The organism is Chitinophagales bacterium (assembly GCA_019638515.1).
Lineage (GTDB): Bacteria > Bacteroidota > Bacteroidia > Chitinophagales > LD1 > UBA7692.
This window is the reverse complement of sequence record JAHBTS010000007.1, coordinates 31,939-58,568: the sequence shown is the minus strand read 5'-3', so window position 1 is coordinate 58,568 and position 26,630 is coordinate 31,939. Positions and strand designations below refer to the sequence as shown.

22 protein-coding genes are annotated in these 26,630 nt (G+C 39.2%); 13 read left to right on the top strand and 9 right to left on the bottom strand.

The window, feature by feature from the left end:
• The first annotated feature begins 49 nt into the window (after positions 1-49).
• From rplM to KF872_11215, 5 genes are all read left to right on the top strand, one after another.
• The gene (gene rplM / locus KF872_11235) at positions 50-490 is read left to right on the top strand and encodes a 50S ribosomal protein L13 (protein MBX2904115.1); all 441 of its coding nucleotides are present in this window, start codon (positions 50-52) and stop codon (positions 488-490) included.
• Between the two features lie 30 nt (positions 491-520).
• On the top strand, positions 521-904 hold the full coding sequence (gene rpsI, locus KF872_11230; GenBank protein ID MBX2904114.1) for a 30S ribosomal protein S9: 384 nt from the start codon (positions 521-523) through the stop codon (positions 902-904).
• A gap of 34 nt (positions 905-938) precedes the next feature.
• Entirely contained in the window at positions 939-1,826 is an 888-nt protein-coding gene (gene rpsB / locus KF872_11225) for a 30S ribosomal protein S2 (GenBank protein MBX2904113.1), read from the top strand.
• 55 nt (positions 1,827-1,881) lie between these two features.
• Positions 1,882-2,718, top strand: coding sequence for an elongation factor Ts (locus tag KF872_11220; GenBank protein MBX2904112.1), 837 nt, complete (start codon positions 1,882-1,884; stop codon positions 2,716-2,718).
• Positions 2,719-2,829: 111 nt separating this feature from the next.
• Positions 2,830-3,075: a hypothetical protein gene (locus KF872_11215; protein MBX2904111.1), complete on the top strand. Its 246-nt coding sequence runs from the start codon at positions 2,830-2,832 to the stop codon at positions 3,073-3,075.
• A gap of 72 nt (positions 3,076-3,147) precedes the next feature.
• Here KF872_11215 and KF872_11210 read toward each other — a convergent pair whose 3' ends face one another.
• Positions 3,148-5,238: a zinc-dependent metalloprotease gene (locus KF872_11210; GenBank protein MBX2904110.1), complete on the bottom strand. Its 2,091-nt coding sequence runs from the start codon at positions 5,236-5,238 to the stop codon at positions 3,148-3,150.
• Between the two features lie 209 nt (positions 5,239-5,447).
• Here KF872_11210 and KF872_11205 point away from each other — a divergent pair, with 209 nt between their 5' ends.
• Together KF872_11205 and KF872_11200 are read left to right on the top strand one after the other, a co-directional pair.
• Positions 5,448-6,437: a nitronate monooxygenase gene (locus KF872_11205; GenBank protein ID MBX2904109.1), complete on the top strand. Its 990-nt coding sequence runs from the start codon at positions 5,448-5,450 to the stop codon at positions 6,435-6,437.
• A 17-nt stretch (positions 6,438-6,454) separates the two neighbouring features.
• A complete protein-coding gene (locus tag KF872_11200) occupies positions 6,455-6,958 on the top strand; it encodes a hypothetical protein (protein ID MBX2904108.1) in 504 nt (167 codons plus the stop codon).
• 26 nt (positions 6,959-6,984) lie between these two features.
• Here KF872_11200 and KF872_11195 read toward each other — a convergent pair whose 3' ends face one another.
• Complete coding sequence (locus tag KF872_11195) at positions 6,985-8,514, bottom strand: helix-turn-helix transcriptional regulator (GenBank protein MBX2904107.1); 1,530 nt, start codon at positions 8,512-8,514, stop codon at positions 6,985-6,987.
• A 210-nt stretch (positions 8,515-8,724) separates the two neighbouring features.
• Between KF872_11195 and KF872_11190 the strand changes: the two genes are divergently transcribed.
• Positions 8,725-9,918, top strand: coding sequence for a hypothetical protein (locus KF872_11190; GenBank protein MBX2904106.1), 1,194 nt, complete (start codon positions 8,725-8,727; stop codon positions 9,916-9,918).
• A gap of 113 nt (positions 9,919-10,031) precedes the next feature.
• Entirely contained in the window at positions 10,032-10,703 is a 672-nt protein-coding gene (locus KF872_11185; protein ID MBX2904105.1) for a DUF2461 domain-containing protein, read from the top strand.
• Here the strand turns inward: KF872_11185 and KF872_11180 are convergent.
• Entirely contained in the window at positions 10,700-11,167 is a 468-nt protein-coding gene (locus KF872_11180) for a hypothetical protein (GenBank protein ID MBX2904104.1), read from the bottom strand. The two genes, KF872_11185 and KF872_11180, sit on opposite strands and share 4 nt — an antisense overlap.
• Before the next feature lie 103 nt (positions 11,168-11,270).
• Between KF872_11180 and KF872_11175 the strand changes: the two genes are divergently transcribed.
• Positions 11,271-11,921, top strand: coding sequence for a response regulator transcription factor (locus KF872_11175; protein ID MBX2904103.1), 651 nt, complete (start codon positions 11,271-11,273; stop codon positions 11,919-11,921).
• Between the two features lie 3 nt (positions 11,922-11,924).
• On the opposite strand, the gene KF872_11170 is transcribed toward KF872_11175, so the two are convergent.
• The 6 genes from KF872_11170 to KF872_11145 form a co-directional block, all read right to left on the bottom strand.
• Positions 11,925-12,446, bottom strand: coding sequence for a dCTP deaminase (locus KF872_11170; protein ID MBX2904102.1), 522 nt, complete (start codon positions 12,444-12,446; stop codon positions 11,925-11,927).
• 2 nt (positions 12,447-12,448) lie between these two features.
• Positions 12,449-14,419 carry an ATP-grasp domain-containing protein gene (locus KF872_11165; protein MBX2904101.1) on the bottom strand — a complete coding sequence of 657 codons (1,971 nt, stop codon included), beginning with the start codon at positions 14,417-14,419 and terminating at the stop codon, positions 12,449-12,451.
• A gap of 44 nt (positions 14,420-14,463) precedes the next feature.
• Entirely contained in the window at positions 14,464-16,080 is a 1,617-nt protein-coding gene (locus KF872_11160) for a methylcrotonoyl-CoA carboxylase (GenBank protein MBX2904100.1), read from the bottom strand.
• A 503-nt stretch (positions 16,081-16,583) separates the two neighbouring features.
• The gene (locus tag KF872_11155; protein ID MBX2904099.1) at positions 16,584-17,309 is read right to left on the bottom strand and encodes a LytTR family transcriptional regulator DNA-binding domain-containing protein; all 726 of its coding nucleotides are present in this window, start codon (positions 17,307-17,309) and stop codon (positions 16,584-16,586) included.
• 46 nt (positions 17,310-17,355) lie between these two features.
• A complete protein-coding gene (locus tag KF872_11150) occupies positions 17,356-20,400 on the bottom strand; it encodes a hypothetical protein (protein ID MBX2904098.1) in 3,045 nt (1,014 codons plus the stop codon).
• Between the two features lie 30 nt (positions 20,401-20,430).
• Complete coding sequence (locus KF872_11145) at positions 20,431-22,665, bottom strand: T9SS type A sorting domain-containing protein (GenBank protein MBX2904097.1); 2,235 nt, start codon at positions 22,663-22,665, stop codon at positions 20,431-20,433.
• A 278-nt stretch (positions 22,666-22,943) separates the two neighbouring features.
• On the opposite strand from KF872_11145, the gene KF872_11140 reads away from it, so the two are divergent.
• The 3 genes from KF872_11140 (at position 22,944) to KF872_11130 (ending at position 26,519) form a co-directional block, all read left to right on the top strand.
• Positions 22,944-23,159: a helix-turn-helix transcriptional regulator gene (locus tag KF872_11140; GenBank protein MBX2904096.1), complete on the top strand. Its 216-nt coding sequence runs from the start codon at positions 22,944-22,946 to the stop codon at positions 23,157-23,159.
• A 110-nt stretch (positions 23,160-23,269) separates the two neighbouring features.
• On the top strand, positions 23,270-25,081 hold the full coding sequence (locus KF872_11135) for an Ig-like domain-containing protein (GenBank protein MBX2904095.1): 1,812 nt from the start codon (positions 23,270-23,272) through the stop codon (positions 25,079-25,081).
• A 142-nt stretch (positions 25,082-25,223) separates the two neighbouring features.
• Positions 25,224-26,519, top strand: coding sequence for a T9SS type A sorting domain-containing protein (locus KF872_11130; GenBank protein ID MBX2904094.1), 1,296 nt, complete (start codon positions 25,224-25,226; stop codon positions 26,517-26,519).
• Positions 26,520-26,630 lie beyond the last annotated feature (111 nt).

The window sequence follows — 26,630 nt, the reverse complement described above, 5'->3', positions numbered from 1 at the left end:
AAATGCTACATTCGCATCCCGTTTTAAAAATCTATACGGAAATTATATTATGCAATCACGTAGCTATTCAACAAAATCGGTACCTGCTCACGAAATAAATCGAGAGTGGTTAATTATTGATGCCGAAGGAAAAACATTAGGGCGCATGGCAAGTAAAATTGCAGCTATTTTGCGCGGTAAACACAAGCCCACATTCACACCAAACAGCGATTGTGGCGACAATGTAATTGTGATAAACTCTGCTAAAGTTCGCTTAACAGGTAATAAGCTAACTGAAAAACAGTTGGTGCACTACACAGGCTATCCAGGTGGGCAACGTTTTCGCACGCCACGCGAAATTTTAGCAAAAAAGCCTAACGAATTAATAGAAATTGCTGTTAAAGGTATGTTGCCTAAAAATACTTTAGGTCGCCAAATGTTTCGCAGACTGTTTGTGTACAGTGAAGCTGCGCATCCACACAGCGCTCAACAACCTAAAACATTAAACTAATTTCATAAAAACATTAATTAAACAAACCGAATGGATAAAGTAACTGTAGGAAGACGTAAAGCAGCGATTGCACGCGCTTCTGTAAAATCAGGCAAAGGAGAAATTCTGGTAAACGGAAAAGATTACAAGGATTATTTCCCAAATGAGTACCTGCAACATAAAGTAGAAGCTCCTATTAAAGTAGCAGGCGTAGAAGGAACATTGGATATTTCTATCAATGTTTACGGAGGTGGTGTTAAAGGTCAGGCAGAGGCAATTTCATTGGCAGTAGCTAGAAGTATTGTTGCTGCAAACGAAGAAAAACGCCCGGCTTTAAAGAAAGAAAAATTGCTTCGCAGAGATGCACGCGTAGTAGAGAGAAAGAAAACCGGATTACGCAAAGCCCGCAAGAAAGAGCAATACAGCAAACGTTAATTATTTATTCACGAGAATTCAATTTCAAAATATTATGCAAAAATTATCTCAGGAAGCACTTTTAGAAGCCGGTGTTCACTTTGGTCACTTAAAGCGCAAATGGAATCCAAAAATGTTGCCTTATATTTTCACTGAAAAGAAGGGCATCCATATCATAGACCTGAACAGAACTCAGGAGAAATTAGATGAAGCAGCACACGCACTTCGCTTCATGGCTAAGAGCGGTAAAAAAATTCTTTTTGTTGCTACTAAAAAGCAAGCAAAAGAAATTGTAAAAGAGGCTGCTAAAAGAGTAAACATGCCATTTGTTACCGAGCGTTGGTTGGGTGGTATGCTTACTAACTTTTCTACTATCCGCAAAAGCATCAAAAAGATGCAAACTATTGAGAAAATGCTTAGCGATGGTACTTTAGATAGCACAACCAAAAAAGAACGTTTAGTATTAACTCGCGAGAAAGATAAAATGGAAAAAGTATTGGGTGGTGTTAGTGCCCTAAACCGTATTCCAAGTGCCATCTTTTTAGTAGATATTTCGCACGAGCATATTGCATTAAAAGAAGCTCAACGCCTAAATATCAATACTTTTGGAATAGTTGATACCAACAGCGATCCAACTAAAGTAGATTTTGCAATTCCTGCAAACGATGATGCAGCTCAATCTATAGCCATTATTACTAATTATATTATTGATGCCATTGCAGAAGGCTTGGCAGAGCGCGCTTCTAATAAAGATGAAGACAATGATGCAGATTCAGATTCGGACGATGCTTCAAAATTTGACATAAAAGAAGAAGAAGCTAGCGAAGACGGCAAAGGTCGCAGTAAGCAACGTAGAGGCCCAGGTGGCGGATCAGGCAGAGGACCGGGAGGCGGAGGTACTGGCAAAAGCCGTATCCGCTCTGGAGGACCAGCTAAAAAATAAATTTGTTTTGGTAGCAGTACCAATACTTTATTAAAATTAAAAGGAGAATAAATAAATGTCAGTTACAGCATCACAAGTAAACGAACTTCGCAACCTTACCGGTGCAGGTTTAATGGATTGTAAAAAAGCGCTTACCGAAAGCGGTGGCGATGTACAAAAAGCTATAGATTATTTAAGAAAGAAAGGTGCTAAAGTTGCCGAATTAAGAGCCGGAAGAGCTGCATCAGAAGGTGTGGTTATTGCCAAAACTACTCCCGACAATAAAAGAGGTGTAGCTGTGTATCTTTCTTGCGAAACAGATTTTGTTGCTAAAAACGAAGACTTTCGTGCTTTGGCGGAATCTATTGCAGATTTAGCATTAAATAATAATATCACTTCTTTAGAAGATTTATTAGCTGCTAATTTAAATGGCGCTACTGTTAAAGATCAAATTCAAGAAAAAGTTTCTGCGATTGGTGAGCTAATCAATATTTCTGCTTTTGAAACATTAACCGGAGAAAGCTTAGTTGCTTACAACCACATGGGCAACAAAATTGGGGTGTTAGTTGCATTAAACCAACCTTTAACCGATGCAATTGTTGCTGCGGGTAAAGATGTGGCAATGCAAGTTGCAGCTATGAATCCGGCAGCAGTAGATGCTTCAGGTGTGCCAACGGAATTATTGGAGAGAGAAAAGGCAATTGCTCGCGAAAAAGCAGTTGCTCAAGGCAAACCGGAAAATATCTTAGATAAAATAGCAGAAGGTGCTGCTAATACTTTTATTAAAGAAAACACATTGCTTACTCAACCATTTGTAAAAGATGGTAGCAAAACGGTAGTTCAATTCTTGGGTGGAGTTAGCAGTGGCTTAACCGTTACCGGATTTAAACGTGCTGCATTGGGCATGAAGTAATACAATTGATATAGTTTTTTGCAAAGGCTGTTTCCGTAAAGGAACAGCCTTTTTTGTTTTAAGAACTTCTTTGTTCATTTGTATGTTTAACAAGGTTATATACACAAAGCTATGGACTACATTAAATACAGAGTGTTGGAAGCTCTCCAAAAATTCAAGTTCTATCAATTTAATGAGGCTCAATTGCAAACAATAACTCAAATAGTTATAGAACGCAAAGTGGTAGAAGATTACGAGCGAGGATTTATTACAGATAAGGAAGCCGATAACATGATATTGCATATAGCATCGGAATTAGCAAATACTTTGCCCAATAAGGGAGCATTCATTCAACCGCCTAACTCATCTTCGGGCTAGAAAATTAAACCATTACACATAAAAAAAGCGACTCAAAACGAGCCGCTTTTTTTATGTATGGTATCAATTAAATTACTGGGTAATAACCGCACGAGTGCTGAGTACTTTAGATGCAGTTTTTACTTTTACCAAGTAAACTCCTGTAGCAGGGAATATATTCTTGTTTATATCAAAACGGCTTTCTCCGGCACTAATATTCCCTTCAAAAACAGTAGCAACCGATTTGCCACTTACATCGAAAATTTCGATGGTGGCGGCTTCGTTTTGAGTTGCAGCAAACGAAATAGATGCAGTACCATTAGATGGATTTGGGAATACTTTCAATGCTCCATTATCAAAAGCAGCATCCTCAATACCATTTACAATTACCCCTCCAATATTTATATCATCAATGTAAAAGTTATTGCTTAGAGCAGAGCTTTTATATTGTATCTTGAAGATAACATTTGATTTTTTAGTGTTGGCAGACATATTGAATGTTACCTTTTTCCAATAGAAACCGGCACTTGGTTGGAAGTTTGAAAGCAAATAACCAGAGTTTACAATATCTGGACCTCCCATTTTAAATTGTTTTAGCCATTGCTCGCCACAGTTGGTGCTGGCAAATACACTAATTGAATCTATACCATTGTTGGCATAGCTTTGATCTGCGCTGGCCAATGAATAGTAAAAAGAGAAAGTCATATTTTGCAAACCGGTTAAGTCCATTGTTGGGCTAATTATTTCTTCAACATCGCTTTGGCGGGTTTTCTTATAGTTATTAACCATGTAAGAATGGTTGCCGCTTCTTGCCGCTACAGTTGTTGGTTGAAAATAAGAAGGAGTTGCATTGTAGTTAATAGAGGTCCACTCTTCAAAAGATTCAGGTCTTTCAAAATCTTCAAAGAATGGAGCGCTATGAAACACGTTGCCTTCGCTTACATAGATTGCAAACGAATCTACTGCAGTGCTGGTTCCAAAACCATTACCAACAGTTAGTTTTACAGTTTGCCAACCGGTAGCATTAAACGATACGGTTACTACAGAATCGGTTGAAGTGCTAATGTCGGCATTGGTGAATTCCCACATTCTGTCTTCTACCAATGCATTGTAAGAAGCATCAATAAATTTAACTGAATTGCCTACGCAGGTATAGAGGCGCTGTGTTCCAAAAGATGCAATTGGTTTGCTAATTGCATAATCGTTGTAAGGATCGGCAGTTCCGGTTTCGGTAAGGTTCTGGCAGCTCCAAAGGTTGTTTCTAGAAGAAATTGTTGAATTTAATGCGGCCAACATTCTTGTTTTTTGCCCTTCGGTAAACATTACGGAACAGTAAGAATAGTCCATAAAGTTTTGTACGTTTTCAATTACACCAACTTCGCAATCGTTTAAATTCAAGTTGCAACTGGTAGAACCCCTAGTTATTGGTGTATCAAAAACTCCGTCATCTCCACAAGCCTCTCCTGGTTGGTTTGTTCTGCCCCATGGATGCTCTAAATTAAGGTAGTGCCCAATTTCATGCGTAAGCGCTCTCGAACGGAAGGCATTTCCTGTACCAATGCTGCCAATATATTGGTGCAAAATCATGATGCCGTCTTTATCGGTCATTATTCCGGCAACCGATGGCGGCAAATAGGCATAGCCTGCAACTCCGTCTTCCATAGTGTGAGCAACCCATACATTTAAGTATTTCTCGCGCGGCCAAGCTCCAATTTTGGCATTGTCGGTACCATTGTATGTTTGCTGAGCCGGAATACGTACAATTCCATTAGTGGGATTTCCGTTGGGGTCTATTCTCGCTAAACGAAATTGTATGCCGATATTGGCAATATTGTTTTTAAAGGCATTAACCACAATAGATGTATCGCTGTTTAACTTGTTGTAGTCCTCATTTAGAATACGCACTTGGTCTTCTACCTGCGCGTCAGATATATTTTCTTTTCCAAAATTATGGAGAATATGAAATACAATTGGAATAGTTATGGGGCAATTTCTGCCGGCAGCAGATGCATTGGGCTGGTTTGCGAATTGCTGTGTGAAATTATTCAAGTCTTTTTCTATTTTTAAAATAGAAGGGTCTGCTTCAATTGCCTTTAAGTTCTTTTCGGATGTGCCGCAGAAATGCTGTTGGGCATTGGCAAACAACATGGTGCCGGAAATAATAATGGTGAAGACTTTTTTCATTTTTATCGTTTAGTCAAATAATTATGGAATTGTTCTTTTTTACAAAAGCAAATTAGCGCGTAAAGATAGTTTATCTCAAATTTTTTTTGTAATCTTTTTGTCAGATTATTTACATCAAATCAACAATTAGTTTAAGTTGAAATTATTTTAACAATCGCATCCTCCAAAAGATTCTTTAAAATAGACGCTAAGAATCATACTTTTACGGCATGAGTAAAATTGCTACACCGCTTACCGAAATGCTGGGATTGGAATATCCGATTATTATGGCACCCATGTTTTTGGTAAGCAATGCTAAAATGGTTATTGAAGCCTGTAATGCAGGAATAGCAGGCACTTTTCCTGCATTGAATTACCGTACCGATGCCGAACTTAGAAAAGCTTTGGCTGAAATTAAAGCCGCTACCGATAAACCATTTGGCGTAAACATTATCACCAATAAATCAAATATAAGAATGAAGGAAAACCTTCAATCGTGTTTAGATTTTGAAGTACCTTTTATTATTACATCGCTAGGCAGCCCCGAAGAAGTAATTAACGAAGCACACAAAAAAGGTATGAAGGTTTTTTGCGATGTAGTGGATTTAGAGTATGCTCAAAAAGTAGAGCAATTAGGTGCCGATGCGGTAATTGCCGTAAATAACGAAGCCGGGGGGCATGCCGGTAAGCTATCTCCCGAAGAACTTATTCCGCTGCTTGTAAAGAACTGCAAAATTCCGGTGATTTCGGCCGGAGGAGCAGGAAATGCGGAAGGCATTCAAAAAATGTTGGCACTAGGTGCTTGTGGAGTTTCTATGGGTAGTATTTTTATTGCTAGCCATGAAGCGCCTGTAACGCAGGATTACAAACAGGCCTGCGTAAATTATGGCGCTAAAGATATAGTAATGACAACCAAACTGTCGGGTACACCTTGCACGGTTATCAATACACCTTATGTACAACAGATTGGAACCGAGCAAAATTGGCTCGAGCGCATGCTAAACAGCAATAAAAAACTTAAAAAATATGCCAAAATGCTCACCTTCTATAAAGGAATGAAAATGTTGGAAAAAGCTGCATTTAGTGCTACTTACCAAACTATGTGGTGTGCCGGCCCAACTATTGAATTTGTGAATGAAATAAAGCCAATCAGCACCATTGTAAGCGAACTTACATCGGGATTAAAACAAGAATTGTTACTACAACCTCAAACCGCTTAAATTTAGAATTAGACTTTATGAATTTGAAAAACAAGTTTATTGTTGCAGGTATTGTATTACTAACTACCGTTACAGCCTGCCGTAAAATCGAAGAAGATAATTTGGTGAAAGGATTGTGGCAGGTAGAGAGTATCTCTATAGATACGCTCACGCTGCTTAACCGATCTACGCCTTTTGTGCGCGAACTTATTGATGTGGCTAATGCCAACAATGGAAACTACTTATATTCATTTTTAGATGGTTATGCCGCCACTAATGCTTACTATAGAATAGATTACCAGCGCGATGGTATAGTTTTTACTTATTACACCATTGGCGACTCTAGTGTATATTCTTCTATTGGTAAATGGGAACTACCCAAAGCAAATGAAATTGAGCAAAAGGTGGATCGCTTTTGGGATGGAAGTTTTAAGTTAACTAAAGATATTAGTTCTAATTACACCTACCAATCGGAAAGTAACTATATTAAATTTTTGAACGATACGGTGCGCATGACCGCAAAAATTAAGAAGGTAAAATAAAGCCTTGTTTTAAGGCTTTATTATGCTTATCCGTTGGTGGTGGTTTGTTGCTGTTCTACAAAGGCGTTAAACGCTTCTGTTATTTTTTTATGCTCTTCAATTAGTTGCAATTCCTCTGTGTTGTTGCTGTAATTTCCTAGTTGTAAACCATTGTTAATCAGCGTGCTATCATTTAAGAATTGAATCTTTTTCTTTAAGCTTTCTGTAAGTTGAAATCCAATAGTTACGCTGTTGGTATTGTTGTTTAGTTCCGGCATAGCACGCAAAACTGAAACCACAAAATATTCATTCCCATTTGGATGGGTGGTAATAAGTGCCAATACTTCAGAGTTTACTTTATCGTTTGTTTCGGGAGTATCGGTGGGTTCGTTTTTTTCTTTCAATAAGTTTAGCAGCGAAGTGGTTATCCAACGTTGAAAATGTTGCTCTGCCTGTCTTGCTTCAAAGTTTTCTTTATGGCGGCTGAGGTGTAGTTCTTTAGAAATTTCTTTTAGGTGCTTTTCTGGTTTTTTACTGCTAAAACGAATGAAAAAGAGTTCGTTTATACCAAAGTATTTTGGAAGTAAATTAGTCATTCGCTGAAAAAGCATTTCGGGCGAAGCCTGGTATTTTTCTAACAAGTTGAGAATGAAACTTTCGTTCCACTGAGTTTGGCTAAAAATATCTTCTAAATCGTTTTTCAGTTGAGTAGCGTTAATGTGCAGGCATTGTGCAAAATAAGAAGCCTTAAAGCTGTTGAGCACATGGTCGAAACTTTCCACTTTTAACCAAGAAGTGGTGTAAGGTCTTTTTTCTAAATTCAAATAGCTAAAGCCGAGTTCGCGCCCAAAAAGAAAAGTGCGTTGCTGCACGGTAAGTTTTTCGTTGTAAAAGAGCAAGTGGTTTTTGGTTTCCTCTTTACTTTTAGAAATATCTTTAATAAAGATGCTGCGAAGTTTTTTTAATGGCTCGTAGCCTTCAAAATTAGTGGCTGCAATCTTATAGTTAAATTTTTCTTGTAAAGTTTGTACATATAAAGTGGTAGAAACCGGAGGCTCGCAATGGAAACTAAATTCTGTTTTAAATCGCTCTGCGGCTTGTTCTATTTCTTCAAAGTAATTATCGTTTAGCTCTTGGTAGGAGCGAAGAGCGGCAAAGTAAAAGTGCTCTTGCTTTAAGTTGTAATTGCGGGCAATTTCATACAGGGTATTTACTAGTGCTGCAATTTTAAGCGGAGCATTGGCTATAATTCCGGTAAGCAAATTACGGTCTATGCCAAATGTTTCAAATGGCAGTTCGTTTAGTATATCTAAGTTTAAAATTTGCCCAACGGGAGAAAGTGTTTTGCCCAGTTTTAGAGAAACCAACTGGTCGTAAGGTACATCTAAGGCTTTTGCCAGATCCGAAATTTTTTCGGTTTTGGGGTATTTTTTTCCCTTTTCGATTTCGTTGAGGTAAGAAACCGAAATGCTGCTCTTTTCGCTTAATTCTTGTAGTGAATAATTGCGTGCGGTGCGCAATTCTTTCACCTTTAAGCCAAAGATTAAATTAATATTTTCTTTCGTTGCGTTCTCCATAAATGCCTTTAAGCCAACGGGGTTTTCGTGAGTGCAAATAAAGCGAAATTCTTTTTTTGGCGAATTTTCGCAAGTTCAATTTTGCTTTTTTATTTTTTAAGGACACTACTTGAAGGTAAGTTTAAATTTAACAGAGGACGCTTCTTTGTGAAAGTATTTTGCAGTATAAAAAATATATAGCGGTATATTTCGTCTTGTGCTTTATTTGCAATGATATTTTGTTTTCCACTCTGCCAAGCCGATTCGCTTTTAATGCCATATAATTTTGAAACATTTAATAGTGTTGCCGAAGTTCCGTTTGAGCAATGGCAGCGAATGGTGCCGGCTAACAACCTCATGTTTCAATTCAGCTATTTAAAGCATTTAGAGGAAAACCAACAGGGCAATATGCGATTTAAGTATGTGTTGGTACGGCAAAATGAAGCGTTGATGGGAGTGGCATATTTCCAGGTGGTGCAGTTTAGTGGCACTCAGTTAAGTAATTACCATGCAGAAAGCAGTATCGTAAATAGAATAAAAGATTGGGTGCTGCCGCTTATTAAAGTTGAAATGCTGGTGGGAGCCAATCTGCTCATGACCGGAGAAAAAGGATTTTATTGCAAAACAGGTATAAGCGAAACAGACATGGCAGATATGTATTTGCAAGTGGTGCAGCATATCTTTAAAGGTGAAACGCAAATAGGTGCATTTTTAATGACCGATATTTTTGAGACCGATAGTGTTTTGCGGCAAAAGTTTGAGGCAGAGGGTTTTCATCCAATCTACGAAGAGCCTGATATGAAAATGCAACTCCGACCGGAATGGAAAAGCATAGATGATTATTTGAATAGCATATCTTCTAAATACCGCGTTCGTGCCAAAAAGTGTATGGCTCTTAGTGGTAGTTTGGTTAGGAAAAATCTTTCGGAGCAGGAAGTAAAAAACTTTGAGCCCGATATTTATCGCCTGTATAAAAATACCATTGCAAAATCTACCTTCAACTTATTTGAATTGCAGCCCGGTTTCTTTACCGGGCAAAAGCAGTTGTTTGGTGAACGCTATATGGTATTTGGTTACTTCTTGAATGATAAATTGGTTGGGTTTAACTCACTTTATTGCAATCAAAAATCGGGTGAAGTCCACTATATTGGCTTAGATTATGAAGTAAACAAAAAGCACCACACTTATCAGAGAATGCTTTACGATATGGTTGAATGCGGCATAGAGCAGCAGTTTGCCAGACTGCACTTTGGCCGAACTGCATCGGAAATAAAAAGCACCGTTGGCGCTGTTCCCGTAACGGTAAACGGCATACTGAAACATCGCAACTTTATAGTAAACAACATCATAATAAAGCCATTGGCAGCAGCCATAAAGCCAAAGGATTTTGTGTTTAGAAATCCATTTAAAGATACGGTAGCCTAGGTAGCTTAATACCGTGAAGGCAATAGAGAATTGCATGTAAAAGAATTCCCAGCTACACTGCTTTTAGTTAGAATTTTTGTGCAGGTTTGTAGAGTAACATATAATATAAATTAATGCAGTTCTTTAATAAAAAGTTTTTGGAGTTCTTTAGGTTGTTAGAAGAAAATAATAACAAAGAATGGTTCGATGCCAATAGAAGTTTTTATGAGGCAGAAGTAAAGCAGCCGTTTAAGAAATTGGTAGAGCAGTTAATTCTTCGATTGCAAAAAGATTTGCCCGATATAAATTCAAATGCCTCAAAGGCTATTTTTAGAATAAACAGAGATATCCGTTTTTCAAAAGATAAAGCACCGTATAAAACTAACGTGGCTGCGGTTTTCTCGCGCACAGGAACTAAAGATTGGGACTATCCGGGTTTTTATGTTCATTTGGGAAACAATGAATTGCTTGCCGGAGGCGGCTTGTATATGATTGGAAAAGAACAGCTTGCTAAAGTTCGCCAAGAGATTTATTACAATCCTGAAGTGTTCTCAAAAATTATCAATGAAAAATCTTTTAAAAAGGTATATCCCCAAATTTTAGGAGATAAAAATAAAGTACTGGAAAGCGACTATAAAGAATTTGCAAAGGAGCAGCCACTTATTGCCAATAAGAGTTTTTACTACATGGCAAATATACAACCAGCAGATTTACTAGGCAGTAATATAGACGAACTGTTGTACACACAGTATTTTAAGCCGGCAATGAAATTCAATAAGTTTTTACTAACAGCCATAGAAGGCTAAGCCCTAAACTTTATTAATTGCGATAGGTTTTTGTTTTCGGGTATAATCTGTGTACCCGTAAGCCACTCAATAAGTTCAATAGAAAGAGGCTTAATAATATATGCTTTTACCATGCTATAAGAAAATGCTTCTGCAATAGATTCTTCGGCCTCGCAAGTGGTAAGCATTACCACTGTGGTATTGGTAATATTTAAATGATTCAATTTATCGAGTAAATCGAAACCGATTTTGGGACCAATATGCTTATCTAAAAATAACAACCGATTTTTTTCCGGAGAGGAAACAATGTGTTGAAATGCCAAATCTACTTTTTGGAAAGCGTGTGTTTGCAACTCAGGAAAGTTGAACTTTACAACCATCGTATTTAGATAGTTGTAGCTGGGTTCATCGTCTAAGAAGCAAATTTCACTATATGAAGGGAAGTTGAAAATACTATTGAATTGATGCTGTTTAGTGTTTGGCATGTCCGTTTGTGATGCTTGCAAAGCTACCTTTACCTACATTTGCCGCAATACGGAATCTTGCGTATTTTTTTACATCTTAATATGATTAGCTTTGTTGAATAATATGATTAAAGTAGCGATTGCAGAAGACGTACAACTTACTGCAGAAATAATTACAGATATTTTACATTTGAGTGAAGGCGTAAAAGTAGTGTGGTGTGTAAAGAATGGGAAAGAAGTAATACAAAAATTAGAAGAAAATGATGCGGTAGATGTTTTGCTGCTAGATATAAATATGCCTGAAATGGATGGGATAGAGGCCGCCAGAATTGTGAGCAGCAAATGGAAGCATATTAAAATTGTGATGAGTACCGTACACGATGACGATGAGAATGTGTTTAATGCCATACTTGCAGGTGCTTGTGGTTATTTGGTGAAGGATAAAAGCCCTAACTTTTTACACAAAGCTATTGTGGAAGCTGTAAACGGAGGCGTGCCTATGACACCCGGAATAGCATTAAAGGTGCTTCAATTTGTTCGCCAAAGTGAGCCAGTAAAAAGTACTGAAATTGAAGGCGAAGACTTTGGTATTACTCCGCGCGAAAAAGAAATTTTAGAGCATTTAGTAAAGGGAGCCACTTATGAGCAAATAAGCAAAGCGTTATTTATTAGCTTAGGGACCGTGCGTAAGCATATCGAAAAAATTTACAGAAAGCTTCAAGTAAACAATAAGGTAGAAGCTATCAATAAAGCACAATCTAACCGATTGCTCTAAAGGCTATATTTCAAAATCTTTATACAGCAAACTGGGTTGAATACCTTGGTTGTTTTGATATTTACCGCTAGTGTAGCTTTCGTATTCTCCTTTTATGGTGTGGTAATACAATTGGCAAATTTCTACATTGGGATAAATGCAAATGGGATGGACGCAAAACATTTCCAAAGTCCAATAACCCGAAAATCCAACATCGCCAAAACCTGCAGTTACATGTACAAATAAACCAAGCCTGCCAATAGATGAGCGACCTTCTAACATAGGCACGTAATTGAGTGTTTTAGTATGCTCCACAGTTCTGCCTAAATATAACCTGCCGGGTTCTAATACATAACCTTCTTCGGGAATTTTAAACGTATCAAAAGTGTTTGGATGTTTCATGTCGAGCATGCTGCCCGTGTAAATCATCAGCTCGTTATGCAAGCGCAAGTTATAGCTGTTGGGGTTCAGTTGCTTTTCATTAAATGGCTCAATAAAAATTTCGGAGCCTAATTTGTTTTGTATTTCTTTTCCGGAGAGTATCATATTTAATTGCTGTTTGGTGTTATTTTCAAAAGTAATTTTCCTGCTTCTATATTTTCTCCATTTGCTACAAAAATTTCTTCTACCGTACCGTTTTCGTTTGCAATAATGGTGTTTTCCATTTTCATAGAAGATAGAATAACCAATGCTTGTCCATTGGAAACAGTGCTTCCAATGCTTACTAAAACTTGTGTAACCGTGGCAGGAATAGGTGTTGCATAGCTTCCTTTTTCTTGTTTTTTCTGTGTTTTTGGAAAGCGGGGAAGGAACTCAACTGTAACTTGTGGAAACTCATAATGCCTGATAAATATCTTTTCTTCTACTTGAGCAATGGTGAAATTCTCAAGCATGCCATTTAGTATTACAGATAGTTTATTGTTGGTAAATTGCAAATGCGATGCTTGAATAAGACTTTCGTTTACATTGATTTCAAAATGTGAATTTTGGTAAGTGTAATGTACTTCGTTACTACTGTTTCCAATTTTAAATTGCATGGGGGCAGGTGCAAAAAAGTTGTTTCTCCAAAGCGATGGAATATGTTGTAAATGCTGTCGTTGCTGCTCATTGCAATACCAGCGGAACAAGGTGGCTGCAACCAGCGCTTTAGTAAGGTGTTTGGGTGAAAGACTGCTATTGCAAAGTTGCGTTTGGTTGGCAATAAAATGAGTGTCGTAATTCCCTTCAATAAAATCGGGGTGGGTTAAAACTGCTAAAAGAAAATTGTGGTTAGTAGTGGTGCCAAGGCAAGTGGTGTTGCGCAGAGCATATTCCATTTTGCGTATAGTTTCGTTGCGCGAAGTGCCATGTGCAATGATTTTAGAAAGCATGGGATCGTAAAACATAGAAATAGATGAGCCTGTTTTTATGCCGCTATCGAAGCGCAATCCGTTGATAGATGGTGTGTTCCACAATGCTACCGTTCCGGTTGAGGGCAAGAAGTTGTTTTCGGTGTCTTCGGCATAAAGGCGGCATTGCAAAGCATATCCACTTGCCACCACATCGCTTTGCTGAATGGTAAGCGGCTTGCCTTCTGCAACCTCAATTTGCAGTTGTACCAAATCTAAGCCTGTAATGGCTTCGGTAACCGGATGCTCCACTTGTAAGCGTGTATTTACCTCTAAAAAGTAGAATTCATTATTGCTAAAAATAAATTCTACGGTTCCGGCATTATCGTAATTGAGTGCGTTTGCCAGCCGCAGCGCAGCTTGGCACATGGCGCTGCGCTGGTGGGCAGTAAGGATGGGAGAGGGGCTTTCTTCCAATACCTTTTGATATCTGCGTTGTATGGTGCATTCGCGCTCCAATAAATGAATGATATTTCCATGTTTATCGCCCATTATTTGAACTTCTATATGGCGCGCAGAAGGGAAGTATTTCTCTATGAGTAATTCATCGTTTCCAAAGGCGTTTAGGGCTTCCAATTTGGCAGTTTTAAAGGCGTGTTCAAGTTCAGTATGTTGGTTTACAATGCGCATACCTTTGCCGCCACCGCCTGCTGTGGCTTTAAGTAAAATCGGAAAACCGATAGCTTCGGCTTCGGAAGAAAATTTTTCTAAAGTTTGGTTATTGCCTCTGTAACCGGGTACTATTGGTACCATGTTTTTTTCGGCTATCTCTTTGGCTTTACTTTTTGAACCCATCCACTCAATAGCATGAACGTTTGGCCCAATAAATACAATACCTTCTTGTTGTAATCTATTGGCAAAAGCAGCATGCTCACTCAAAAAACCATAGCCGGGATGAATGGCATCTGCTCCGGTGGCTTTAGCAGCTTCGATAATTTTTTCAATATTTAGATAAGATGTTTTTACCTCGCTTGTGCCAATATGGTAAGCAGTATCAGCCATCTTTACGTAAGGAGCATTGGCATCGGCATCGCTAAATACAGCAATAGATTTTATGCCCATCTGCTTGCAGGTTTTAAAAATGCGGCAGGCAATTTCGCCACGGTTGGCTACTAATATGCTTTTTATCATGAATAGAAGTGTGTGTTGATGAAACTGTATTTGTTAGTGTGTTGTTACATTCTAAAAATACCGTATTTATTTTCGCTAGTAATAGACTTATTGTTTACTACAGCAAGGCAGAATCCAAGATAGTTGCGGGTTTCGCGCGGGTCAATTACGCCATCGTCCCACAGTTGTGCACTGGCATAAAATGCATTTGATTGTTTTTCTACTTCGCCCATTAAATGCGATCTAAATTGTTTTGCTTGCTCTTCATCGTAAGTGCCACCCATTTTTTCTACGGCTTGTTTTTGTATCATTTCCATAACGCCACTTAGCTGCTCGGAACCCATTACTGCAATTTTTGAGTTGGGATAACTAAACAAGAATCTCGGTTGGTATGCGCGTCCATTCATGGCGTAGTTGCCTGCGCCATAAGAGGCTCCGGTAATAATGGTGATGGAAGGAACTTCGCTGTTAGAAACGGCATTTATCATTTTTGCTCCGTTTTTTATGATGGCGCTTTCTTCGTATTGTTTTCCAACCATAAAGCCGGTAATGTTTTGTAGAAAAATAATTGGTGTAAGGTTTTTATTGCATAGCTGTATAAAATGTGCGCCTTTATTGGCGCTTTCTGAAAACAGTACGCCATTATTAGCAATAATGCCCACTTTGTAACCGTGAATGCTTGCCCAACCGGTTACCAATGTATTGCCCCATTCTGCCTTAAATTCATCGAAGGAAGAGCCATCTGTAATACGGGCAATTATTTCTTTGGCATCGAAAGGTTTTTTTATATCTGCCGAAACAATTCCAAGCAATTCATCGCTGCTGTATTTGGGTGCGGCAATATGTGGTGGCGGAGTAAAGTGAGTTTGTGGCGGACGTAAATTGGCAACAATGGAGCGTGCAATTTGCAACGCATCTAATTCGTTTTCGGCAAGGTAATCGCTCACTCCCGAAACACGGCTATGCATTTCGGCTCCTCCTAAACTTTCATCGTCCACCACTTCGTTGGTTGCCATTTTTACTAATGGTGGTCCTGCCAAAAAAACTTTGGCATTCTTCTTTACAAAGATGGCATAATCGCTCATGCCCGGCACATACGCGCCACCTGCTGTACTATTGCCAAAGACTACTGAAATGCTTGCTATGCCTGCTTTTGAACGCCTGCTTATATCGCGAAAAGTGGCACCGCCATAGTTGAATATTTTTGCTTGTTCGGTTAAATCAGCTCCGGCACTTTCTACCAAGTTTATCATTGGTAAATCGTTTTCTATTGCTATGTCGCCTAATCGCAAACTTTTATGAAGTGTGGGTAGATTTACGGCTCCTCCTTTGTTGGTACCCACATTGGCAAGTACTACGCATAGCCTGTTATGAATAAGACCGATGCCGCCTACGGTTGTGGTGCCTCCTTCGCTATTTTTTCCGTTGATTCCGGCAAAGGGCAATAATTCTAAGAATGGAGAATTTTCGTCAAGCAGCAATTCTATTCTTTCGCGAGCCGAAAATTTACCCTCAGCTTTTGCTTTTTGAAGATGCCGTTCTTTGCCTTGGTAGCTGGCTTCTTTCTTTAGCGCGTTTAATTTTTCTACCAATTGCTGCATGGCTTGGTAGTTGCTTTTATACAAGTCGGAGTTGGTGTTTACCGAAGTAGAAAGCATACTCATGGATTGTTGTTTAGGCATTAAATGTAACAATCGCTTGGCAAGAATCAAGCGCTAAATGGGAAGGCGAAAAAGGCAGTTGCTCTAATAGATATCAATGTCGGTTTGCAGGCTTGCTTTTACCATTTTTAATTCTCTCTTCTGGGCGTAGGTAGGCACAGCCTATGCCAAGTTCGGTAGCTCAAAATTATTGAGAGGTGTATCTTTTTTATGGAGTTACAAAGTTGAAAAGATAGAATTAAAGCCCACACCGCAGCCGAATCCTATACAGATAGCCGGAGTTGGTTGAGTTCATAAAAAGGAATAAAAGCAACCTTCAAATTCGCTCAAAGGGCAAAGTTGCAGTCCCCAATATAGCAACGCAAACTCTTAATCTAAAACTTTAGGACAACTCTAAACTTTGAAAATTACTGCTGATTTTTTAAGCCAACTTTGCAGTGGTCTTAATATACATTTTTGTTTTGGTAGAAATAGTTTAACATTGATATGTATGATGAACGCACAAAAGTTCAAAAACACGATATTTATTTAAACAACATTGTTCTTTGCAATAAATCATTTCTGTAGTTCCTGCCTAGAGGTATTTCTTTTCCCTTTACTATTACTGACAGACCGTGTATAGCATCAAGTTGATTAAAGTTTATTGCGTAGCTGCGATGTACTCTTACAAAATCTTTAGCAGATAATTTAGCAATGAAATCCTCCAGCTTTTCCCGCACTAAGTAACTTTTATCGGCTGTATGTAAGTGCAGATAAACATTATTGCTCTCGATATACAAAATGTCATCAGTAGCAATTTTTCGGTAAACCTCAGCTTCTTTTACAAATAGGGTATCATTGAATATAGGAGTAGTTTCCGGCTGTACCTTTTTTTGACTGTTAAAATTGCTTACTGCAATTTCAATAGAGCTATACAAATCGTTTTCAGTAAAAGGTTTTACCAAATAAGCAAAGGGGTTTACTTGTTTAGCGCGATTGACAGTGCCCGCATCGCTATTTGCTGTTAGGAAAATAAAGGGAATAGCGAAGTACTTATTAATTTCGTTTGCCAAATCAACCCCGTCCTTTTCGCCTTCCAAAATAATATCTACCAATAAAAAGTCTGGTTTTTCTTTGGCAATCATTGTTAATGCATCGGAGTAGTTGCGTACAGGGCGTATAGGTATGTAACCAATTTGCTGTAAAGCGATATAAATACTTTCAGCAATTAACAGGTCATCTTCAATAATACCTACCTTAAGGGGAGTCATGTTTCCAAATATGTAAGTGAAAATAGGAAAAATATCTGTTTCTTATTTAAACATTAACGGAAAATGCCAACTCAAAACAGCTACCATGTTCGTTGGAATAAGCTAATTCAGATCCTATTTGTGCGGATAATAGGTTAATAAGTCGAATTCCCAAAGTGTTAGATGTTTTCGATAGTTCATTAAATGAAAAACCTTTGCCTGAGTCGCGGTAAACAAGTTTTACCTTACGCGAAGCGGAAGATAGAATGTTTTCCACATTGACCGGAGTGAGAACAATCTCAACATGTCCCTGCTTGGAATTTTCAAAGGCGTATTTGAGCGAATTAGTGAAAAGCTCGTTTAGGATAAGCCCCAGCGGAATGGCTTTGTCAATGGGGATATAGGTTTCGGGGATGTTGATGTGAACGGTAATTTTTTTGTCAGTAGAACGGTATAGCGATTGTATCTGCTTTGCCAAGTCATTTACAAAGCCATTCAGTTCAACCTTTTCCAGTCCATCGGTTTGATAAAGTTTTTGATGCACCAAAGCAATAGAGCGAACTCTGCTTTGGCTTTCAGTAATGGCTCTTTTGGCTGCTTCATCTTTTAATCCTGTGCTTTGCAGCATAAGCATACTGGAAATAGTTTGCAGATTGTTCTTCACACGATGATGAATCTCTTTCAACAGCACTTCTTTTTCACCAAGTGCTTTTTCCACCACTTTCTTTTGCTCCACAATTTCCTGTGTGCGCTCGGCTACGGTATGTTCCAGTTTCAGGTTTTGTTCACGCAGCATCTTTTCGCGTGTTTTTACAAATAATGTAAAGCCTGCAATAGATGTAAAGGATATCAATGCATAAAACCACCAAGTTTTCCACCAAGGGGAATGCACGGTAAAAGCAAAGGATACTTCATCTTTTGCCTCCACTCCGTTTACAATGGATTTTGCTTTAAACACATAATTGCCGGGGGGTATGTTAGTGTAGGTAATCTCATTATTAACTGTAGGAGATGACCATTCGTTATCCTGACCACTTAATTGAAAAATATACGAAGCTGCGGCAGTAGTTAATGCCCTTATACTAAAAGTAAGGTGATTTTTATTGTAAGGCAGATGAAGGTTAACAGGCAGGTTAGTCCCTGTATCTAATTGGGTGTAGTACGGTGCCAGTGGTTCTTTTCCGTAAAACAGTTGCAGGTTAGTTAGTTGCAGTTTCGGGAAAGTGTTGCGGGTAAAATCAAGCTGGCGGTTGTAATGCCATAAACCCTTAACAGTACATAGCCATAAATTATCCTCATCAGCAGCAACAATACCGTGGTGGTTAACCGATGCCACGCCAAAGCCTGTTTCACGTTTGTAGCTTTTTATCTCAGGCGTTGATAAATCGTTATTGAAGCATAGTTTATCTATTCCTTTTTCGCCTGCCAACCAAAGGCACTTTTGCTTTTCATTCCATATAAGTGATGGAATAAAATCGGAACTAAGCCCGTTGGAAGTGGTTATGTATTGAGTTTTTCTCTGACGGTAAATACATAAGCCCGATTCACCGGTGCCGAAGAAAAGGCTGCCATCATTGCTTTCGGCTATTGACCATACCGATTCGTTATTCAACTCCGAGATATTTAATCGCTGAAAACTTTTGCCATCGTATTTCACCACACCGGCATCCTGTGTTCCGAACCAGATATTCGATTCATGGTCTTCGTAAACGGTAAGAATATTGTCTGAAGTAAATCCGTTCTGTTTATTGTAAGCAACCTCCTTTGTACCATTTATGCAAAATACCCCCGAACCATAAGTGGCTATCCATGTGTTTCCATTCTTATTATGTATCACTTTTAACGGACTTATTACATCCTGTCCGGCTATTTGAGTCAAGTTCTTTACAAGCGAAATACTATTGCCTCTTATTTGCACCACAAGAACGCCTCCATCGGTGCATAGCCATAATCTGTTTTCGCCATCGGCAGAAATGGAAGTAATGTTGGCAGTAGCCAGAACAGGATGAGTTGTTTTTACAAATTTCTCTTTTGCCAAAGGTTGAAAGGTATATAGCCCTGCATCAGTACCTACATAGAGCACAGCGTTATTAGTGCTCTGTGCCACACAGGTAACATTCGGGTTTTTTAGCCCGTCTTTTTCGGTGTAGGCTGTAAAAGCTTCGGTGCTTAGCAGGTTAACACCACCATTAAGCGTACCTGCCCAAATGTTTCCCTCGTAATCTGCTAATACAGTTTGCACGGTGTTTACCGATAGCCCTTCTTTTCCCGTAAATAACTGATAACCTGAATTGCCGTATTTCAGCAAGCCGTGTTCCAAGGCTATCCAAATATTGCCGTGTAAATCGGCTGTCAGTCCTCCTATAAAATCCCTGGCTGCAACAGGGGGAAGAAAAATCTTTTGTGTTGTATTATTTATGGGCGAAACCGAAACCAAATCGCCATTGGTGGAGCCGAACCATACGGTATTGTTATGGTATAGCGAACAGAAAAAGGTTTTATCGGAATATTCCTTCAGCACTTCTGCTTTACCGGCTGTGTATTTTACAATGCCGCCATACAAACCGAACCACATAACCCCATCGCTGCTCTGAGTAATGGTATATACTTCGTTACTCGGTAAGTTTTCATAAGTAGTTATGGAGTCTATTTTACCGTTGGTGAGTTTTCGTACCCCGTCATCCTGTGTGGCAAACCAAAGGGTGTTTTGGGTATCGGCATAAATGCAATAAACCACGCCATCGGTTAGCCCTTGCTGTGCTCTGTAGTTTTTGAAGTTGATACCGTTAAACTCTGATACTCCCGCAGCGGTGGCTATCCATATATGGTGGTTTTTATCTTCGGCAATGTAGGTAACATCGTTGTTTACCAGTCCGTGCTTTTTGGTGTAGGTAGTAAATTCCTTGCCGTTAAAACGGCTTACTCCTCCGCCTTGTGTGGCAAACCACCAATATCCTTTGCTATCCTGAAATATGTGATTAACAGATGAACTGCCCAGACCATCAGTTACGGTAAAGTTGCGGAAGGGGTAGCGTTGTGCATTTGATGAGAACGGCACACTGATGACACAGATGAAAAAGATAAGCACAGATTTTATCCACTTCTTAATCATATCTATCCGCGTTATCTGTGTGCTTTGGTATTACCATTCAATCACCACTTTTCTCACCAATCTTCCGGTATTCGTTTCTATCCATAAACCATAAACACCGGCCGGAATGCCAGATAATTCAATCTCTTCGTTGCCTGAGTTTCTTGTCTCCTTTACTAATTGCCCGTAGCTGTTAATCAGCTTAATGGCTTCAACGGTTATTCCATTGGGTAGCATTACACGCACCCTGTCCTTTGCCGGATTGGGAAACACCTGAACGGCTTCCTGCCATTTATTACCAATTGCCAGTGGCACATCAATAATGCCTTTGTGCTTTATGTTGCTGCGGGTGGTGTTTACTGCTCGGCTCGGGTCGCAGCTAATGCCCCAGTTTACATCTACCACATATAGCGCATCGGGAAATGAATTAGCCGTAACATCGGTAAACGTGCTATTAGTGCCCGGCACATTACCTATGGCGAACCAGTTGCCGTTGCCAAAGGCATCGCGGTAAACATTAAAAGAGGTAACTGGATTGGCTGTACTCTCAATATTATAGAACGTCCACTGAAAATTGCCATTGCCTAAGTTTTGCAGGTGGATGGTGCTGTGGTAAAGGCTCAAGTCGCTTTCGGCACCGCAGGTATCTAATACACTTAGTTTATAGCGGTAGCTGGTGGTGTTGGGGTTGGCGGCCGTATCGTGGTATTCGCTTAAAGCGGAGTAAGGGAGTGAAGCTATTTTAGAATAAACGTTGCTGGTGGTTTCGCGGTAAATGAAAAAGCTGTCAATAAGGGCGGTTTGGGGTTTCTCCCATAATACAATGTTGTGGGTGCTTTGGGTATCAACTGTTACCAGACAAAGCGGTACGGCATCGGGCTGTATGGTGGCAATAGTGCGGGTGGTAACATAGCTCCACCCACAGCTATCGGTAAAGGCTTTTACGGTAATGGTTCCGCCAATACCATTGCCGGTGGCAATTATGGATGCTGAATCACTGTTGCCGATCCAGCCGTTGGGCAATGTCCACTCGTATGTAGTAGCACCACTTACCGGTGTAACACTATAAATTTGTGGTGCGCCACTGCAAAGCGCGTAGCTCTTGCCGTAAATACTATCGGGCTGTGGGGTAAGACAGTTATAGAGGCGAGCGAGTTTATGAACAGGGAAATTATTGTAACTGCTAAAGAACCCGCCAAGTAAAATTTTGCCATCATCTTGTATTTCCAAGCAGTAAATTTCATCGTCAGTTCCGGTGCCGGTTACAAAATCAGCGGTGTTTACCGTACAATCAGCGCTTACTTTTACCAACCTGTTGGTAGCTACACCTTTAAACGTTGTAAAGTTACCTGCTATTAAAACTTCACCACCGTTAAGCAGTTTTAGAGCACGTACAGCGGAGTTAGCTCCGGCATCTATATAAAACTGTGCGTCTATATCGCCATTGGGGTGCAGGCGCACCAGTTTATTTTTTGCCTGCAAGTTGTAATGTGAAAAATTTCCGCCTGTAAGAGTTTTGCCATCGGGTTGTAGTTCCAGTGCGTGAACCACTGCTGAGGCACCTGCTGGGGTTATCCAACTATTATCACGGGTGCCATCGGGGTTTACCCGCGCCACTCGTAGCGTATTGGCACCCTCATAAGCAGTAAAATCGCCAGCAATTACAATTTTACCATCGGGTTGTATTTTTAAATCTTCAATAGCCCCGTTAGCCCCGTAGGTGGTATGAAAGGTACTATCTATAGCTCCATTGGAGTGTAGGCGAATAAGGTGGTTACAAGCAGTTCCGTTGTATTCGGTAAACAAACCTCCGGCTACAATTTTGCCATCGGGTTGTAAGAGTAGTTTATTCACGCGGTTGTTAAAGCCGGTTCCACTATTAAATGTTGTATCTAAATATCCATCGCTGTTGAGCCTGCCAATACGTCCGGCAGGTATGGAGTCGTATATATTAAAGTCTCCGGCAAACAAAACTTTACCATCGGGTTGTAGCTTTATATCGCGGATAACATAATCGGTGGCATGGTTAAGGGTAAAGGTGCTATCAGTAGAGCCATTGGCGTGTAGCCTCTTTATGCGAGAAATGCTGGTGTTGATTGCATTAACGTAACATTCGTTAACTAGTATTTTGCCATCGGGCTGCAAGGCAATAGCGCGAACTACATCGTAAGAACTAAGCGAAGGGTTGAAACTTAAATCTAAAGCCCCTGGTTGAGAAAAGGCAAAAGTGATAAGTAATAAATTGAAAGTAATAAGTATTACTGATTTGGTGAGTAATTGCTTCATATGTCGGATAGATTGATAAGGTAAAATACCTAATATTTTCTTACACATGCAACTACTGGTTCTATATATGCAAACATCTATACTAACCCTGTCTGTATGCCGCATTTCTGCCTTTCAAACTCTAAAACTCAACAGAAAAGCCACACTCCACAACATGTTTCTGGCGCTTCTCAACATTTTTTTTGCAGCGTCTTTAGTGCTTTGTTGCTTTGAAATGCCAATATGAAAAATCACGGAAAACCGTGATTGCTTGTAGAAGCAAATAAATCATCTTTGTTATGGAAGCAAAGCCTGAAGTAAAAACCCTATCGGAGCGCGAAACTGAGGTGCTGAAATTATCAGCCGAAGGGTGCGGTCTAAAGCAAATTGCTATACTGCTAAATATAAGTGAAGATACGGTGGATACCCACAGCCGAAACGTGGTAAGTAAACTGGAAGTTAAAAACATGAAGCACGCTATAGCAACTGCAATTCGAAAACGAATAATAGAATGAGGTTTAACGTAGCTGCTATTGAATTGAAAAGAACAAGTGGGGGGATAAATAGCTAGGTAGCCGAAAAGGGGATATAGAGTATAAAAAATTAAATAGCTAAATAAATTACAATGATAAAACGATACTTTTTGTTTGTAGCGGTATTGACAATACTAAGTGCTGACTCATGTAAGAAAAAAGATGATGATGGATTTTTTAATGGGGGTAATGAATTGAATTTTACTCCAGAATATATAGCACCATCTCAATCAGGTATCATTCAGGTTTCGGCAAACACTATAATTTTGAAGGTTGGCGAGTCAGCATCAATATCTGCTAAACTCTATGAAGCAAACGGCACCGAGGTATCTGTTCAGCCTACATTTAATTACACATCGGAAGTACCTCAAATTGCAACGGTAGCAAATGGAAATATTAATGCAATTGCAGAAGGGGAAACCAATATTGAAGTAACAGACGGTTTACATGGAAGCAGTTATGTAAGTGTAATAGTTATCGGCACCTCACAAACTCCACCTTCAGATGTTTACAACATTGCATTCTTCCCACCAATACTTTCTTTAAAACAAGGAGAAAGTGCTTCGTTTAGTTACAAAATCTTTGACAGAAAAGGGAATGAAATCTTCCCGGGTACACCAACATTTGTATTGAGCGGTGCATTTGGAGATGCTACTGTTTCCGGCACATCTGTTACCGCGGGTTCGCAGTCAGGAGTTTTTAGCTTACTCGCATCTATTGGAGGGACTAATCTTCTAGGCTCGCTACAGATGGTTTTTGGTATCCCCAATGGCAGCAACTCATCAACAAGTTATGTTATTGACCAAGTTTATTATCCATGCGGGTTTTCGAGCCTTGGTATAAAAGCAAAGCCTGTAAAAGTTAGTATTATTGAAACCCAAAGCGATGGCAATGGTAACGTAGTAATTAGCAAGTACGAAACTTCACCCGACCAAATTACAATTAAACATCCTTCTGTAATTACTAACAATGGCGGAAGGTTACAATCTGTTTATCCCGGATATTGCAAGCTTGCAGTCATGTATAAGGGAGTTACAGTAGAAGGTTGGTCTGTTGTTCGCCCTCAACTTCAAGGCTGTTGGAGAGACCCTTCAGGACAAATTAGTCTTGAGTTTTTTACCCCACTAGCAAATATTATAACCTATTTCGTTAAATACAAGTATGATTTCAGCCTAGCTTTGCCGGTCTTTTCATATACACTTGCTTGCTTACCTGGTACAACCTACGATGGAGAATTGGGTCAAGGTGGTATTGATGGTCTAAAAGGGAATGAAGAACCAATGTATTCAGGAATAAGTAGCCCAAATCCTTCCCAATGGAATTCTACACTTGGCATTTTAACCGATGGTTATTATTTGGGACAGTCCGCCACTATGAAGGCGTGTTCTACATATAGTCTTGGTTCCTCGTTCTTTGAATGGAATGATACTAATCGTATAACTCTCTCATCTAATTCAAATTCTAACAATTACACATTATCTCGAGGGTGCGAGTCGTCTCCCTATTTCGGAGATACAGTTCATATTTTTGGCACTGCTGTTTCAAACAATGCTGCTTGCGAACTAACATATGGGTCAGGAGGTATTATACTTTTTATATCAGATGATAACATAAAAAATGATACTCTCCGAATTACAGTTGTGGCAGGTATTGATGATATGCCCGGTAAAAACTGCGCCAGTTCAGGCACTCATATGCCTATACCTGTAGATGTGAAAATCCCTATTCAAAAAAACAGCAGCAACATTTGGGAGGGGGACGCAACCTTTGTTTACTATGACACTTTTCTATTTAAACTGAAAAATGGAACGCTTACCAACAATAACAACACCTTTACGGGTGAGGTTGAAGTTACGAGCTCGCAGTGGCAGACTATGACGAAACAAATTACCATGATGAAGTGATTCTAAGCTACATACAATAATATTATACTAAATAGTACTACTCATCATAACAAAAAAAGTTAACAAAATCAATAGTCTCCTTGCCGGGCTAACAATCGCTCACCGGCAATTGAGAATTTTAGAGCGAGCAAACAAAAATAATATGAAAAAAATTATTCTTTCTGTAACAACAGCATTGCTTTCTATGGTAGCCATTGCGCAAGTTCCAAATTTAACTTGTCGGCCAGATACCGTTTACCATCTTAATTCAGATTCAATTATTAGTAGCATGTACATTTATACGTATAATTCAAGTGATAGTCCCTTAACTGAGTTAGCCTATAACTGGGATACCAGTGCATGGAAAGAGGCATTCCTAACTACCTATACCTATAACAACTACGGTTACTTGCTAGATAAAACAATTCAGGGATGGTATAACGGTGCATGGTATAATGCTTTAAAAACTTCCAAGACTTATGACAATAACAATAACCTGACAAGTGTTTTAGAGCAGCAGGCTGATATTAACGGTTGGGCAAATTTGGAGTTGACAAGCTATACTTATGATGCCAATAGTAATCAAACAAGCTATATGTACCAGGTGTGGACTGCCAATGGTTGGGATGGGATGGGTAGAGATTCTAGCACATACGATGCAAACAACAAACGGATAAATAGAGTGCTTTATAGTTGGGATAATGGTGTTTGGGAAATTTCAAACTATGAAGTTTTTTCTTACGATAGCAGCGATATCCTAATAAACGTATTAGGTTACAATAGAAATGCCAATTTATGGGATACTGCTCAACTGACAAGCTATACATACGATAGTAACAATAATCTAACTCATCTTTTAGAGCAAAGCTGGAATGGTAGCAGTTGGGTAAATCGCTCTCAGGAAAGTATCTCCTATGATGGAAATAACAACCAAACACTTTGGTTATACGAATCGTTTTCAGTTGGAGTATGGATTAAGGAAAGTCAGAAAATCTATACTTATGATGGTAACAATAACCAAACAAGTTATATGTTTCAAAGATGGGAGAATAATGCATGGGCAACTATCGTTTATAATGATTATGTATATTGTAATGATGGTTGCAGGAAAGCAGAATACTTTTACAATTCGCCCACGCCTAATAATTTACAATTACAAGATGGTTATATCTATCCATGTTCGTCCTCTATATCGGCAATTGAACAAACAGATGTTGCAACAACAGATTTTACTCTTTATCCAAACCCTACCAACGGTAATGTTACTGTTGCTGTTAATGCAGAACATCAGGATGGTTTTCTGTTACAACTATATAATTCCGTAGGACAACTGCTTCTTAGTAAAAGCATTAACGGGCAAACTACCAAGTTAAATCTGCAAAACTACACAGCTGGGATTTACACTATTGTTCTAACCCATGCCGGTAAATCAACAAGGCACAAGTTGATACGGAATTAAAACGAGTGCCGCAGTAAACAATAAGACAAGGCTGAACACCTGTATCACTAACCAATAACACAACATAAACCCCGGCAGCCGAAAAGGGGATTATAATTATAGAGTAGGCAA